Source organism: Nakamurella sp. (assembly GCF_044224575.1).
Classification (GTDB): Bacteria; Actinomycetota; Actinomycetes; order Mycobacteriales; family Nakamurellaceae; genus Nakamurella.
Genome location: NZ_JBGAKE010000003.1, coordinates 316,676 through 329,209, shown reverse-complemented (window position 1 = coordinate 329,209; position 12,534 = coordinate 316,676). Strand labels below are relative to the sequence as shown.

The following is a 12,534-nucleotide window of genomic DNA, read 5'->3' as shown; positions in this document are numbered from 1 at the left end:
TGTTCGAGACCCGGTCGTTCCGCAGACTGCAGTCACGGCCGGCGTTCGTGGGGATTCAACGGCGAATCGCCCGAACGCGGCCGGCCAACTCCTCGACCGCCCCCGGTGCGGTCGCCGGGTCCGATCGGAGGCATCGTGAAGCGGATCATCTGGGCAAATGACGGAACGCCGGCCGCCGGCCGCGCCCTGCCGGTGATCAGGAACCTGGTGGCATCGACCGGCGCCGGGGTGACGGTGGCCTGCGTGCACCGCGACTGGCACATCGGTCATCGTCCTGTGTTGATCGAGGACCATCGACCGATCGAGCAGGAACTGCGCCTGCGGGTCGACGATCTGCTCGCCGACGGCATCGACGCCGACCTGATGGTGACCACCAACGACGGCGGTCACCCTGCGCAACTGATCGCCGACCTCGCCGAGGTCCAGGACGCGGACCTGATCGTCACCGGCAACCACGGGAAGGGCGCAGTCGCGGGGCTGTTCACCGGTTCGTTCACCGGCCACCTGCTCAAGGTCGCGCATCGCCCGGTGCTGGTGGTGCCCTGGCGCCCGCCGGACCACGAGCCGGAGACGCCGAACTGAACGCGCCGTCAGGGTGTCGGGGCGCCGGTCGCCGTCTGTGGCGGGGGCGGCTCGCCGGTCGTGGTCGGCGTCGTCGGGGTGGTGGGTGTTGTCGGGGTGGTGGGTGTGGTCGGGGTGGTGGGTGTCGTCGGGGTGGTGGAGGTTGACGGAGTCGTCGTGGTCGATGGCGTCGTCGTGGTCGACGGGGTCGTCCGAGTGGTCGGGGTCTCCTGCTTCGTCGTCGTCTCGGTGACCGTGGCCGGCGGCGAGCTGGAACTGGTCGGCGTCGGCACCGTCGGGGTCTCGGTCTCGGAGTTGCGCTGGATCAGGGCGATCACTCCGACCACGGCGAGCGCGGCGACCGCGAGGATCAGCAGGGTGATGGCGAACGTCTTGCCCGCGCTCGACTTCCGCGGCGCCGGGGGTGGCGGCACCCGTTGCGGCAGGGTCGCCGTCGCGGCCGGGGCCGGCGCGACCGGGACCTGGCCACGCCCGGTCAGGGTCGCCTCGACCTGGGCCGCCGACGGCCGCCGCACCGGGTCCTGGCCGGTCATCGCGCGCAGCAGGGCGGGCCACGAACCGGGCAACGAATCCGGCACCACCGGGTCGCGCAGCAGCCGGGCGACCGCGGATTCGACGGCCTGCCCGGGGAACTCGCGTCGGCCGGTCAGGGCCTCCAGCAGGACCAGGCCCAAGGCGTAGACGTCGGTCGGCGGGCCGACCTCGGCCCCCCGGGCCTGCTCCGGGCTGAGATAGGCCGCCGTGCCGATGACGTCGACGGCGGAGGTGAGGCGTTCCGCGGCCAGCTCCCGGGCGATCCCGAAGTCGCTGAGCTTCACGTCGCCCTCGGTGGACATCAGGATGTTGGCCGGTTTGACGTCTCGGTGCACCAGGCCGTGGGCGTGCACCGCGGCGAGGGCCCCGGCGACGGCCGCACCGATCCGGGCGACGTCGGTCGGCGCCATCCCGGTCGGCGTGATCCGGTTGGCGAGGGTGCCGCCCTGCACGAGTTCCATCACCAGGTAGGTGAGATCGGAGTCGTCGGCGGCCGGCGGCGCGCCGGGCGGTGGCTCGACACCGAGCTTGGCGTCGTAGACGGTGACCAGGTTGGGGTGATGCAGCTTGGCGAGCACCTGCATCTCGGTCCGTTGCCGGGCCACCGTGGTCGGGTCGCTCAACCCGCGGTGGAACACCTTGATGGCGACCCGGCGGCCGAGCAGCTCGTCCAGGCCGCGGTAGACCTCGGCGGTCGCGCCCCGGCCGAGCAGTTCCTCCAGCCGGTACCGGTTGTCCAGCACGATGCCGGGCACGACTCCGGGGGTCGGATCGGCGGACGGGTCGTACGGCCGGGTGAACTCACCGGCGGTGCGATCGCCGGTGGTCGCGTCACCGGCGGTCTCGTCGTCGAACCAATCCTGCGGGGCGCCCTGCTGGGTGGGCGGGCCGTCGTCCGCCGGGCGGTCGTGCGGTGACTCGTCGATGGGCTGCCCTGCTCCGGGCGGCCCGCCGGGGGATTCGCCGGTCGGTCCTTGCGGCGGATCGATGCGCCGGGTCCGATCGAGCGGCTCACCGCCACCTGCGGGCTGATCCTGGTCCGGCACGCGGGTCAGCCTATCGGCACCGAGATGGGTGGACCCTGTGAAGCGACCCCACGGCAGTGTCCGGCCCGGATCGCCCCGGAAGAATTCCGCTCGCCATCTGTGATGAAATTTGGCGGAGGGCTTGCGGATCGCGCCGAGCGTAGGTTAGCCTAACCTTGTTCGACAGGAACGATGCCCGTCGGATCACACCGGTTCACGTCCCGCGGCGGGGACAGAGCCCAGCTCCCGGTGCGGATCCGGCCAGGGGGATCGGTGCTCGCGAGAGCACCGCCTGTCGATGGGCCGGCGCGAGCACCTCCGGGTGCGCGCGCCGGCCCCTTTTCTTGCGGTCGACCACCCCCGGGGCCGTCCACCAGGGATCTCACCCCATGGGCGAGTGGCCAACCGCGCGATGGTTGGTGATCGACATCGATGGGCGGTGGGGTGAGGCCGGGCGCACGGGACCTTCGACTCTGCTCCGTGATCAGCGCGTCAACCTAGCGTGACGCCAGGATCGGGAGATGCCACAAGGACAGAGAGGTCGTCATCATGGGCAACGCTGCCACAGGGGTACTTCGGGGCGCGGGCCTGCACCCGTGGGAGGCCGAGGCCGACGCGCAGGGCATCTTCGGCCTGGTCGCGGCGGCGATCCTGGCGCCGAGCCCGCACAACACCCAGCCGTGGCGATTCTCCACCGGTCCGGACTGGCTGCTGGTGTACGCCGACGACGCCCGGGTGATGCCGACCGTCGATCCGTACCGGCGCGAGCGCACCATCGCGCTCGGCGCGGCGATCGAGAATGCGGTCGTGGCCGCACCGGCCAAGGGGTTGGTGCCCACCGTCACCCTGCTGCCCGAGGGCCCCGAGTCCGCGCTGATGGCCCGCATCGAGGTGCGTCCGGCCCATGTCGAGCTGACCCCGCTCGCCGAGGCGATCCCGAACCGGCGCACCAACCGCGGGCCGTACCGGCCCGACGCCGTCGCCCCCGAACTGCTCGCCGAACTCGGTGACGCCGGCGACATCACCGCGTCCGTGCGGTGGGTCGTCGAGGCCGGTGCCCGGCAGGCGCTCGGCGAGTTGCTCGTCGACGCGGCGCAGGCGGTCGCCGACGACGACGCGATGTCCCGGGACGGCTACTCCTGGTTCCGGCCGACCGAGGCAGCGATCGACGCGCACCGCGACGGGCTCACCCTGGACGGCCAGGGCCTGGCCGCACCGGTGCGGGCCGCCGCGAAGCTGGTCCCGTCGCTGGCCTCCCGTTCCATGGCCGATGCCGCCTGGGTGAAGCAGACGAAGAACGTGCACACCAAGACTGCGGCCGCCTACGGCGTGGTGCTGGTCGACGACCCGGCCGCCCGGGCCGATCAATTGGCCGGCGGTCGGCTGGCCCAGCGGGTGCACCTGACCGCCACGACGATGGACCTCGCCCTGCACCACATGAACCAGATCACCGAGCGGATCGACCGCGACCGGGCGGCGGGCCGGCCCAGCGGCATCGCCGAACGGCTGGCCCAGATCCTCGGTGCGGACGCGGGCCGTGCGCTGTGTGTCTTCCGGGTCGGCTGGCCGTCCCGGCCCGGCAAGGCCTCACCCCGCCGGGCCGCGCATCAGGTGGTCGCGCACGAGGCCTGACGTCCCCTCCTGCGTCCGGCCGGTGCCTGGCCGGCGCCCGACGGGCTCCCGGCCGGCCCGCGCCCGGCTCAGGGATGATCGGCGGCATGTCCGTCTTCACCGAACCGTCCACCCTGCCGTTCCAGCTGCCGCCGTTCGCCGAGATCGGCGTCGAGGATTTCGAGCCGGCCTTCGACACGGGCATGCAGATGCATCTCGCCGCCGTCAGGTGGATCGCCGACCGGACGGACGAACCGACATTCGACAACACTGTGCTGCACCTGGAGCGGGTCGGCACGATGCTCAGCCGGGTGTCCAGCACCTTCTTCAACCTCACGGGAAGCATGTCCACCGAGGCGCTGCGCGCGGTGGAGGCGCGGGTGGTGCCGGCGCTGACCGCCCACAACGACCGCATCCGGCTCGATCCGGCCCTTTTCGCCCGGATCGACGCGGTGCACCGGGCCGAAGCCGCGTCGCCCACGCTGACCGGTGAGGATGCGCAACTGCTGGGGCGGTACCACCTGGACTTCGTGCTGGCCGGTGCCGGACTCGACGACGACGGGCGGCGCGCGTTGGCCGAACTCAACGGACGGCTCTCCACGCTGACCACCACCTTCGGGCAGAACCTGCTGAAGGCCACCGAGGCGGCGGCCGTGGTGATCGACGACGTCGCCGACCTCGACGGCCTGTCCGACGACGCGATCGGGGCCGCGGCCGCGGCCGCTACCGACCGCGGGCTGGTTGGCAAGTACCTCATCACCCTGGTCCTGCCGACCGGGCAGCCGCTGCTCAAGGTGCTGCGCAACCGGGACGTGCGGCGACGCCTGTTCGAGGCGTCGGTGCACCGGGCCGAAGGCGGCGAGCACGACAACCGGCCGGTGCTGCTGGAGATCGTTGGGCTGCGGGCGCAGCGGGCTCGGCTGCTCGGCTTCGGCACCCACGCCGACGCGACGGTCGCCGACCAGACCGTCGGATCGCTGGCCGCGATGGATGAATTCCTGGGCCGGGTGGTCGGGCCGGCCGTGGCCAACGCTCGGGTCGAGGCGCAGCAGCTGGCCGAGGCGGCCGCGGCCGACGGCGTCACCGAGCTCGAACCCTGGGACTGGGCCTACTACAGCGACCGGATCTACCGGGACCGGTACGAGGTGGACACCGCCGCGCTGCGGCCCTACTTCAAGCTCGACCGGGTGTTGACCGACGGCGTGTTCGCCGCGGCCCGGGGGCTGTTCGGCATCGAGATGGTGCCCCGTGCGGACCTGACCGGCTACCACCCGGACGTGCGGATCTGGGAGGTCCGCGACGCATCGGGTGAGCCGATCGGGCTGTTCCTGGGCGACTACTTCGCCCGCGATGGCAAGCGCGGCGGCGCCTGGATGAGCTCGTTCGTCGACCAGAACCACCTGCACGGCACCCGGCCGGTGATCGTCAACGTCCTGAACATCCCACGGCCCGCCGCGGGGGAGCCGGCCCTGGTCACCCTGGACGAGCTGCGCACCCTGTTCCACGAGTTCGGGCACGCACTGCACGGGCTGTTCTCCGACGTGCGGTACCCGCGGTTCTCCGGCACCAGCGTGCCGCGGGACTTCGTCGAGTACCCCAGCCAGGTCAATGAGATGTGGGTGTTCTGGCCGGAGCTGCTGGCCGACTACGCCCGGCACGTGCACACCGGCGAGCCGTTGCCGGCCGAGGTGGTCGGCCGGATCCAGGCCGCGCAGCTGTGGGGCGAGGGCTTCGGCACGGTGGAGTACCTGGCCGCCACGCTGCTCGACCAGGCCTGGCACCGGATCGCTCCGGACGAGGTGCCGGCCGACGTCGTGGCGTTCGAGACGGCCGCGCTGGCCGCCGCCGGCATCGACCTGCCCCTCGTGCCGCCCCGGTACCGCAGCACCTACTTCCAGCACATCTTCGACGGCGGCTACTCGGCCGGTTACTACTCCTACATCTGGTCGGAGGTGCTGGACGCCGACACCGTCGACATGATCACCGACAACGGCGGCCTGACCCGGGCCAACGGCGACCACCTGCGGGCGACGTTGCTGTCCGTCGGCGGGTCGGTGGACGCCCTGGACGCGTTCCGGAACCTGCGCGGGCGGGACGCCGACATCGAGCCGCTGCTGCGCCGGCGCGGGCTGCTCCCGGCGGAGTGAGTTGGCCGGAGCGAGTTGGTCGGAGTGAGCCGGCCGGAGTGAGCAGGCCGCCGTACCCGGGCTGAGGGTCCGGTTGACGCGGGTTGCATCGGCCGAGAAGTCCGGCGCCGGCTGAGCGAGCACCAGGCGTGCGGCTCAAGGGAGCGCCGGCCGTCGGGCCGGGTTGACCCGCCTGTCACCGGAAGGCACGCGCGGACACATCAATGTCTACTGAAGTCAGACGCCGAGTTGATCATGAAGGACACGCCCTCACTCCCCGCCGGAACGAGGGCGCGCTCTTCATGATCAACAGCGGGCCCGGGCGCCCCGGCCCCGGGGGGCAGGGCGGGGCGGCGCTCGTCAGCCGGCCGTCGGGGTCGGGGTCGCGGTCCGGCGGGGGAAGACCTTGCGGATGGTCACGATCGCCAGGATCGCCAGGACGATGTCGGCGATGATGAACGCGCTCGCCCCCAGCGAGGGCGGGTTGCTCAGGGTGTTGGTGATGGCGCCGAAGTCCCAGAGCCCGTGCACGATCATCGGGACGATCAGCAGACCGGACACCCGGAGCGTGATGTAGAAGAAGTACCCGGCGACCGCGGTGACCAGCACCTGGGTCAACGCGCCGATGCCTTCGGTGAACAGGTTCGTCGAGTGGGCCAGGCCGAACAGCACGCAGGTCCACAGGGCCACCTTGCCCTCGGAGAAGCCGGCCCGCCGGAACGCGGTGACCCCGATCCCGCGGAACATCAGCTCCTCGCTGACGCCGATGAACAGGCAGCCGACGAGCAGCAGGACGGTGTACGTGAGGCCCCGGTCCGCAAGATTGCCGTAGTTGATGCCGACGAGCACCGTGACGAGCATCAGCGCCGGGAACGCCCAGGTCCACCGGGGCAGCCGCCGGGTGTCGACGAAGACCGGCCGCCACCAGCCGAGTACGGCGACCGCGACGAGCCCGATCAGCGTGCCGACGCCGACCGTGACCCACAGGCTCCGGACAACCGCGTCGGTGGTGGGGAAGGACGCATAGGCGTCGCTGCCCGGGGCGGTGAGCCGTGGCATCAGCTGGACAGCGGCGAGGTACCCGATGACCAGGAGGAGGTACCCCCAGATCGGGAGGGTGCGCGCCGGTCGCATCGAGGAGTCGGTCATGGTGAGCCTTTCGATCGGCGACAGAAGGTGCTGACGCCCGGGTTCCACGGCGACGCTGCAGCGGCTGGAAGCCGACCATGGTGCCACAACCGGCCACCGGCCACCGGCCACCGGCCCGCGGCCCGCGGCCCGGGCATCCGCCGACTCGCCCGACCGGCGGCGTCCGGCGGCCCTGGAACCTGCCGGTCTGGCGAATCGACGGCCGAAAACGGCCCCGGGGCCGTGACTCCCCGGGCCGTGGTCTCGTCGGCCGTCCGCCGGTCATGACCGCGTCAGCCGGCCTCGACCAGGATCTCGGCGAGGAAGTCGGTCAACGCCTCGTCCGCGTGCAGCGGCAGCACCGCGGCGATGTACCGGTCGGGCCGGACGAGCACCATCGCACCGGTCTGCCGGACGCGCTGGCCGCCGACGTCGTGCCGGCCCGCTGGCGGGCGACGGTGGCCACCCTGATGATGTCCGGCGTGCCGATCGGCGGTTCGATCGCCGCGCTGACCGGCATCGTCGTCATCCCCGCGTGGGGGTGGCCGGGCATGTTCCTGGTCGGCGTGCTGCCGCTGATCCTCCAGGTCCCGCTGGGCCTGAAGTACCTGCCCGACCTGCGCGCCGTCGCCGCGCCGCACCAGGACACCGGCTTCCGGGCCATCCTGCGCGCGCCGCACCTGCTGATCAGCATCGTGTTTGCGGTCGCCACCATGGCCACCCTGTTCGCCTGGTACGGCCTGGCCACCTGGCTACCCGGGTTGATGCAGCAGGCCGGCGACAACCTCGGCTCGGCGCTGACCGTCGCGCTCACCCTCAACCTGGGCGCGGTCATCGGGTCCGTGGTGACCGCCTGGGCGGGCGACCGGTTCGGCTCGCTGCCGACCGGCGTCGTCGCGGCCGCGATCGCCGCCGCCGCCCTGCTGACGATCGTCACCGCGCCGCCGGTCGGCGTCGTCTATGTGGCGCTGGTGCTGGCCGGCATCGGCACCCACGGCACCCAGTGCCTGGTCATCGCCGCGGTCGCCGGCCACTACCCGGATCACCTGCGCGGCACCGCGCTGGGCTGGGCGCCGGGCATCGGCCGGGTCGGCGCCGTCGCCGCCCCGCAGGTCGGCGGTCTCCTGCTGGCCGCCGGGCTCGGCGTCAACTCCATCTTCATCGCGTTCGCGCTGGCCGCGGGGATCGCCGCCGGGCTCATCGCCGTGGCGTGGCGGCTGGGACGGCGCTCCATGGCGGCCTCGCCCGCTCGGCCGACGCCCGGCGGCCGCGGTGGCCGGGTGACCGGCACCGTCGGGCACTGACGGGCCGGATCCCCCATCGGGTTTGATCATGACGGACACGCCCTCGGTTCCGCGGAATGAGGGCGTGTTTGTCATGACCAACAGCCGGGCGGGGCGGTGACGGTCGCGCGTTCCGGTCCCGGGGCCAGTAACGTGCGGGCGTGCCAACTCTCTCCGACTACCGCCACCTGTCCACCGGCAAGGTCCGGGAACTGTACGAGGTGGACGACGAGCTGCTGCTGATGGTCGCGACCGACCGGATCAGCGCCTACGACTATGTGCTCCCGTCGCCGATCCCGGACAAGGGCCGCGTGCTCACCGCGACGAGTGCGTTCTTCTTCGATCTGCTGGGCGACGTCGTGCCCAACCACCTGGTCGCCTACGACGACCCGCGGATTCCGGACGAGGTCCGCGGTCGGGCCCTGCTGGTCCGCCGGCTGGAGATGCTGCCGGTGGAGTGCGTGGCTCGCGGGTATCTGACCGGTTCCGGCCTGACCGACTACCAGGCGACCGGCGAGGTCTGCGGCATTCCGCTGCCGGACGGTCTGATCGAGGCGTCGATGCTGCCGGAGCCGATCTTCACCCCGGCCACCAAGGCGGCCATCGGCGAGCACGACGACAACATCTCCTTCGAGCGGGTCGTGGAGACGATCGGCCGGCCGCTGGCCGAGCGGATCCGCGACCTGACCGTGACGCTGTACGAGCGCGCGGCCGCGCATGCCCTGACCCGCGGGGTGCTGGTCGCCGACACCAAATTGGAGTTCGGCCTGCTCGGCGACCAGGTGGTGCTCGGCGACGAGCTCGTCACCCCCGACTCGTCCCGGTTCTGGCCCACGTTCGGGTACCGGCCCGGCCAGGTGCAGCCCTCGTTCGACAAGCAGTACGTCCGGGACTGGCTGACCTCCGACGCATCCGGCTGGGACCGGCACTCCGGGCAGGAGCCGCCGGCGCTCCCGGACAACGTCATCGGCGCCACCCGAAACCGCTACATCGAGGCCTACGAGCTGATCTCCGGACGCCGGTTCAGCGACTGGATCGGCTGAGCCGACCCAGGGCCCGCGGACGGGCCGTTCAGTACCACGCCGACTCGCCTCATCCGCAGGTTTCCCGGGCCCAGGAACCTGCGGATGAGGCGAGTCGACTCACCTGGGGGCGGCCCTGACCGTGGCCGGGGCTCATCGACGGTCAGTGCGCGCTGCCGCCGGCGAGCTGCAGGCCGACCACGCCGGCGATGATGAGCACGATCGACCCGATGGTCAGCGCGTTGACCGGGTCGTCGAAGGCGATCATCCCGACGATGGCCGTCACCACGGCGCCGATGCCGACCCACACCGCGTACGCGGGACCGACCGGCAGCGTCTTCAGGGCGATCATCAGGCCGGCCATGGACGCCGCCAGCAGCACGACGAACGCCACCGACGGCCACAGCTTGGACAGGCCGTCCGACGCCTTCAGCGACAACGCCCAGCCGGCCTCGAGCAGCCCGGACACGATCAGAATCACCCATGCCATGCCCGCGAGTCTGGCAGCGCCGATTCCCGCTCGCCGCGGGTAGGGCCCCATGGCACGGTGAGAGGGCGCGGCGCCCCGGCCCGGGGATGATCTCGACGGCCCGTCGGCGGGTGGCTCGGGCCGGCGGCCGGCCTGATCGAGGAGGGACATGTTCGACGGTTTCCCCGAGCTGGACGTCTCGGTCAACGGGGTGCGGTTGCGGGGCCGGGTCGGCCCCGATCCGGCCAAGCCGCCGGTGTTGCTGCTGCACGGACACCCGGAGTCGCACCTGATCTGGCACAAAATGGCCCCGTCGTTGGCCGCGGACTTCTTTCTGGTGATGCCCGACCTGCGCGGTTACGGCGACTCGGGCCGCCCGCCGGCGACCGTCGACCATTCGTCGTACAGCAAGCGGGAGATGGCCCGCGACTGCGTCGAGCTGATGGCGCGCCTCGGCCACCGCCGCTTCGACGTGGTGGCGCACGACCGGGGCGCCCGGGTCGCGGCCCGGCTCGCGGCGGATCACCCGGACCGGGTCGGCCGGGTGATGCTGATGGACATCGCGCCGACCCTGGACATGTACGAGAGCACCACCCGGGCGTTCGCCGCCGCCTACTGGCACTGGTTCTTCCTGATCCAGCCGGCGCCGACCCCGGAGGCGTTGATCGGTGCCAACCCGCGGGCGTACGTCGAGGCGGTGATGGGCAGCCGGCACGCGGGCCTGACGCCGTTCCCGCCCGAGGTGCTCGACCGTTATGTCGAGGCGCTGACCGGCGCCGACAAGGTCATTGGCATGTGTGAGGACTACCGGGCCGCCGCCACCATCGATCTGGAGCACGACCGGGCCGACCGGGCCGCGGGCCGCCGGATCACCGCGCCATTGCGCGTGCTCTGGGGCGAGCGCGGAATCATCGGCCGGCTGTTCGACCCGCTGGCGTTGTGGTGCGGCGTCGCCGCCGACGTCAGCGGGCGGCCGGTCGACTGCGGCCACTACCTGCCCGAGGAGCTTCCGGATGAGATCGAGTCCGAGATCCGCGCGTTCCTCGCCTGAGCCGGGATCGAAGGGTCGACCTCGGGCCGATCCGACTGATGCGGGATCGGCGTAACGCCCTTGCACGATCGCTGCTCGTGGAGCGTCAGCGGGTGACCGTGCGCACCGTCCCGGCCGCCCCGACCTTGTCCGGGTTGCGCACCAGGTAGATGGCGGCGATCCGGTCGTCGACGACGTCCCAGGTGGTCACCGTGTCCAGGACGTCATCCACGTAGCCGAGCACGCCCGGCCGGCCGTTCACCAGCGCCAGATCGAAGCGGACGTCGCCGGCGGTGTAGTTCTCGCGGATGCCGATGAGGAACCGGCCGACCTTGTCGGCGGAGCGGATCGGCCGCCGGTTGGCCCGCACCTTTCCGCCGCTGTCGCTGGTCAGCACGACGTCGGGGGCGAGCACGTCCAGCAGATCCCGCAGGTCGCCGGTGGTCGCCGCGCGCAGGAAGCGTTCGGTGAGCCGTTGGGCCTGCGGGGTCGACGCGGCCGGGGCGTCGAGCGTCGGTCGGTGAGCCTGCACCCCGGACCGGGCCCGATGGGCGATCTGCCGGACCGCCACCGGCGTCTTTCCGATGGCCTCGGCAATCTCGTCGTGCCCGAAGGCGAAGACCTCGCGCAGCACGAACACGGCCCGCTCGTCGGGCGTCAGCGATTCGAGCACGACCATCATGGCCATCGAGACGGAGTCGGCGAGCACGGCGTCCTCGGCGACGTCGGGCACGGTGACCAGCGGCTCCGGCAGCCAGGGGCCGACGTAGTCCTCGCGGCGGCGGGCGTTGCCCCGATTGCGGTTGAGCGCCTGGCGGGTGGCGATCCGAGCCAGGTATGCCCGCGGATTGCGGATCTCGGTCGTGCCGGCCGCCTCCTGCCAGCGCAGGTAGCTCTCCTGCACCACGTCCTCGGCGTCGACGACCGACCCGGTGATCTCGTAGGCGATGGTGAACAGCAGGTCGCGGTGCCGGACGAATTCGTCGACCGCCGGCTTGGTGCCAGTCACGCCGTCGGCACCCGGCACGATTCGGAAAACCCCTGGGACGACAGGCCCAGCGTCGAGTTGAACCGGGACCGCAGGTTCTCCACGGCGACCAGCATCGTCAGTTCGACCAGCCCGGCGTCACCGAGGTCGGCGCGCAGCGCCTGGGCCATCGCGTCGGTGACCTCGGGCGGCGTGGCCGTGGCCGCCTCGGCGAACGCCATGACCCGGCGTTCCAGCGGGCTGAAGACATCGCTCGTCCGCCAGGTCGGCACCTGTTCCAGCTTGGCCGGTTCCATGCCGTCAGCGTGCGCGAGGTAGTAGCCGAAATCCATGCACCAGTCGCATTCGATCCGGATGGCGGCCGTCATTTCCGCGAGTTTGCCCAGATGCGGCGGCAGTGTCCGGAACCGCGAGACCCCCGCCTCCAGCGCCAGATCCGCGCGCAGCACCCGCGGGTTGTGCCACATCGCCCGCAGCGGGTCGGCGGAGCCGCCGAACCGGCGCGCGATCACGCGGTCGAACTGCTTGGCGAACCAGCCCCGTGGTGGGTTCAGGGGGACGCGGGCGCGGGGGGAGTGGGTGAGCGTCGGTGTGGTCATGCCCATGGGACACCGGAGGGCCGGGAAGTGTGACCGGCCCGCCGGATGTGACCGGCCGCAGTGTGGACAACCGCGCGGGTCATCCGACCCCGAATGTGACGGGTGGGACGGATGAGTGCGATTTCATCCGCGCCGGC

Annotated in this window: 11 protein-coding genes; 6 read left to right on the top strand and 5 right to left on the bottom strand. The window is 71.9% G+C overall.

The window, feature by feature from the left end; translation table 11 throughout:
* Window positions 1-135: 135 nt before the first annotated feature.
* Window positions 136-582, top strand: coding sequence for a universal stress protein (locus tag ACILSK_RS05370; protein WP_395726093.1), 447 nt, complete (start codon window positions 136-138; stop codon window positions 580-582).
* Between the two features lie 8 nt (window positions 583-590).
* Here the strand turns inward: ACILSK_RS05370 and ACILSK_RS05365 are convergent, their stop codons facing one another.
* Window positions 591-2,162: a serine/threonine-protein kinase gene (locus ACILSK_RS05365; protein WP_395726092.1), complete on the bottom strand. Its 1,572-nt coding sequence runs from the start codon at window positions 2,160-2,162 to the stop codon at window positions 591-593.
* Between the two features lie 528 nt (window positions 2,163-2,690).
* Here ACILSK_RS05365 and ACILSK_RS05360 point away from each other — a divergent pair.
* A complete protein-coding gene (locus ACILSK_RS05360) occupies window positions 2,691-3,773 on the top strand; it encodes an Acg family FMN-binding oxidoreductase (protein WP_395726091.1) in 1,083 nt (360 codons plus the stop codon).
* Window positions 3,774-3,847: 74 nt separating this feature from the next.
* On the top strand, window positions 3,848-5,899 hold the full coding sequence (locus tag ACILSK_RS05355; protein ID WP_395726090.1) for a M3 family metallopeptidase: 2,052 nt from the start codon (window positions 3,848-3,850) through the stop codon (window positions 5,897-5,899).
* 339 nt (window positions 5,900-6,238) lie between these two features.
* Here ACILSK_RS05355 and ACILSK_RS05350 read toward each other — a convergent pair whose 3' ends face one another.
* Window positions 6,239-7,027, bottom strand: a complete 789-nt coding sequence (locus tag ACILSK_RS05350; protein WP_395726089.1) for a lysostaphin resistance A-like protein — start codon at window positions 7,025-7,027, stop codon at window positions 6,239-6,241.
* Window positions 7,028-7,290: 263 nt separating this feature from the next.
* Between ACILSK_RS05350 and ACILSK_RS05345 the strand changes: the two genes are divergently transcribed.
* Window positions 7,291-8,310 carry an MFS transporter gene (locus tag ACILSK_RS05345; protein WP_395726088.1) on the top strand — a complete coding sequence of 340 codons (1,020 nt, stop codon included), beginning with the start codon at window positions 7,291-7,293 and terminating at the stop codon, window positions 8,308-8,310.
* 140 nt (window positions 8,311-8,450) lie between these two features.
* Window positions 8,451-9,332: a phosphoribosylaminoimidazolesuccinocarboxamide synthase gene (locus tag ACILSK_RS05340; protein WP_395726087.1), complete on the top strand. Its 882-nt coding sequence runs from the start codon at window positions 8,451-8,453 to the stop codon at window positions 9,330-9,332.
* Window positions 9,333-9,474: 142 nt separating this feature from the next.
* Here the strand turns inward: ACILSK_RS05340 and ACILSK_RS05335 are convergent, their stop codons facing one another.
* Window positions 9,475-9,801: a DMT family transporter gene (locus ACILSK_RS05335; RefSeq protein ID WP_395726086.1), complete on the bottom strand. Its 327-nt coding sequence runs from the start codon at window positions 9,799-9,801 to the stop codon at window positions 9,475-9,477.
* Between the two features lie 148 nt (window positions 9,802-9,949).
* On the opposite strand from ACILSK_RS05335, the gene ACILSK_RS05330 reads away from it, so the two are divergent.
* Window positions 9,950-10,831 (top strand): alpha/beta fold hydrolase, encoded by an 882-nt coding sequence (locus tag ACILSK_RS05330; protein WP_395726085.1) that lies wholly within the window; start codon window positions 9,950-9,952, stop codon window positions 10,829-10,831.
* Window positions 10,832-10,916: 85 nt separating this feature from the next.
* Here the strand turns inward: ACILSK_RS05330 and ACILSK_RS05325 are convergent, their stop codons facing one another.
* Together ACILSK_RS05325 and ACILSK_RS05320 are read right to left on the bottom strand one after the other, a co-directional pair.
* A complete protein-coding gene (locus tag ACILSK_RS05325; RefSeq protein WP_395726084.1) occupies window positions 10,917-11,819 on the bottom strand; it encodes an RNA polymerase sigma-70 factor in 903 nt (300 codons plus the stop codon).
* Window positions 11,816-12,397 carry a carboxymuconolactone decarboxylase family protein gene (locus ACILSK_RS05320; RefSeq protein ID WP_395726083.1) on the bottom strand — a complete coding sequence of 194 codons (582 nt, stop codon included), beginning with the start codon at window positions 12,395-12,397 and terminating at the stop codon, window positions 11,816-11,818. Before ACILSK_RS05320 ends, ACILSK_RS05325 begins: the two co-directional genes overlap by 4 nt.
* Between the last annotated feature and the right edge of the window lie 137 nt (window positions 12,398-12,534).

Bases quoted from the DNA above. Each gene is read 5' to 3' on its own strand.
- ACILSK_RS05330 (WP_395726085.1), top strand. From the start codon at position 9,950: ATGTTCGACGGTTTCCCCGAGCTGGACGTCTCGGTCAACGGGGTGCGG.
- ACILSK_RS05335 (WP_395726086.1), bottom strand. From the start codon at position 9,801: ATGGCATGGGTGATTCTGATCGTGTCCGGGCTGCTCGAGGCCGGCTGG.
- ACILSK_RS05360 (WP_395726091.1), top strand. From the start codon at position 2,691: ATGGGCAACGCTGCCACAGGGGTACTTCGGGGCGCGGGCCTGCACCCG.
- ACILSK_RS05355 (WP_395726090.1), top strand. From the start codon at position 3,848: ATGATCGGCGGCATGTCCGTCTTCACCGAACCGTCCACCCTGCCGTTC.
- ACILSK_RS05345 (WP_395726088.1), top strand. From the start codon at position 7,291: ATGACCGCGTCAGCCGGCCTCGACCAGGATCTCGGCGAGGAAGTCGGT.
- ACILSK_RS05320 (WP_395726083.1), bottom strand. From the start codon at position 12,397: ATGACCACACCGACGCTCACCCACTCCCCCCGCGCCCGCGTCCCCCTG.
- ACILSK_RS05350 (WP_395726089.1), bottom strand. From the start codon at position 7,027: ATGACCGACTCCTCGATGCGACCGGCGCGCACCCTCCCGATCTGGGGG.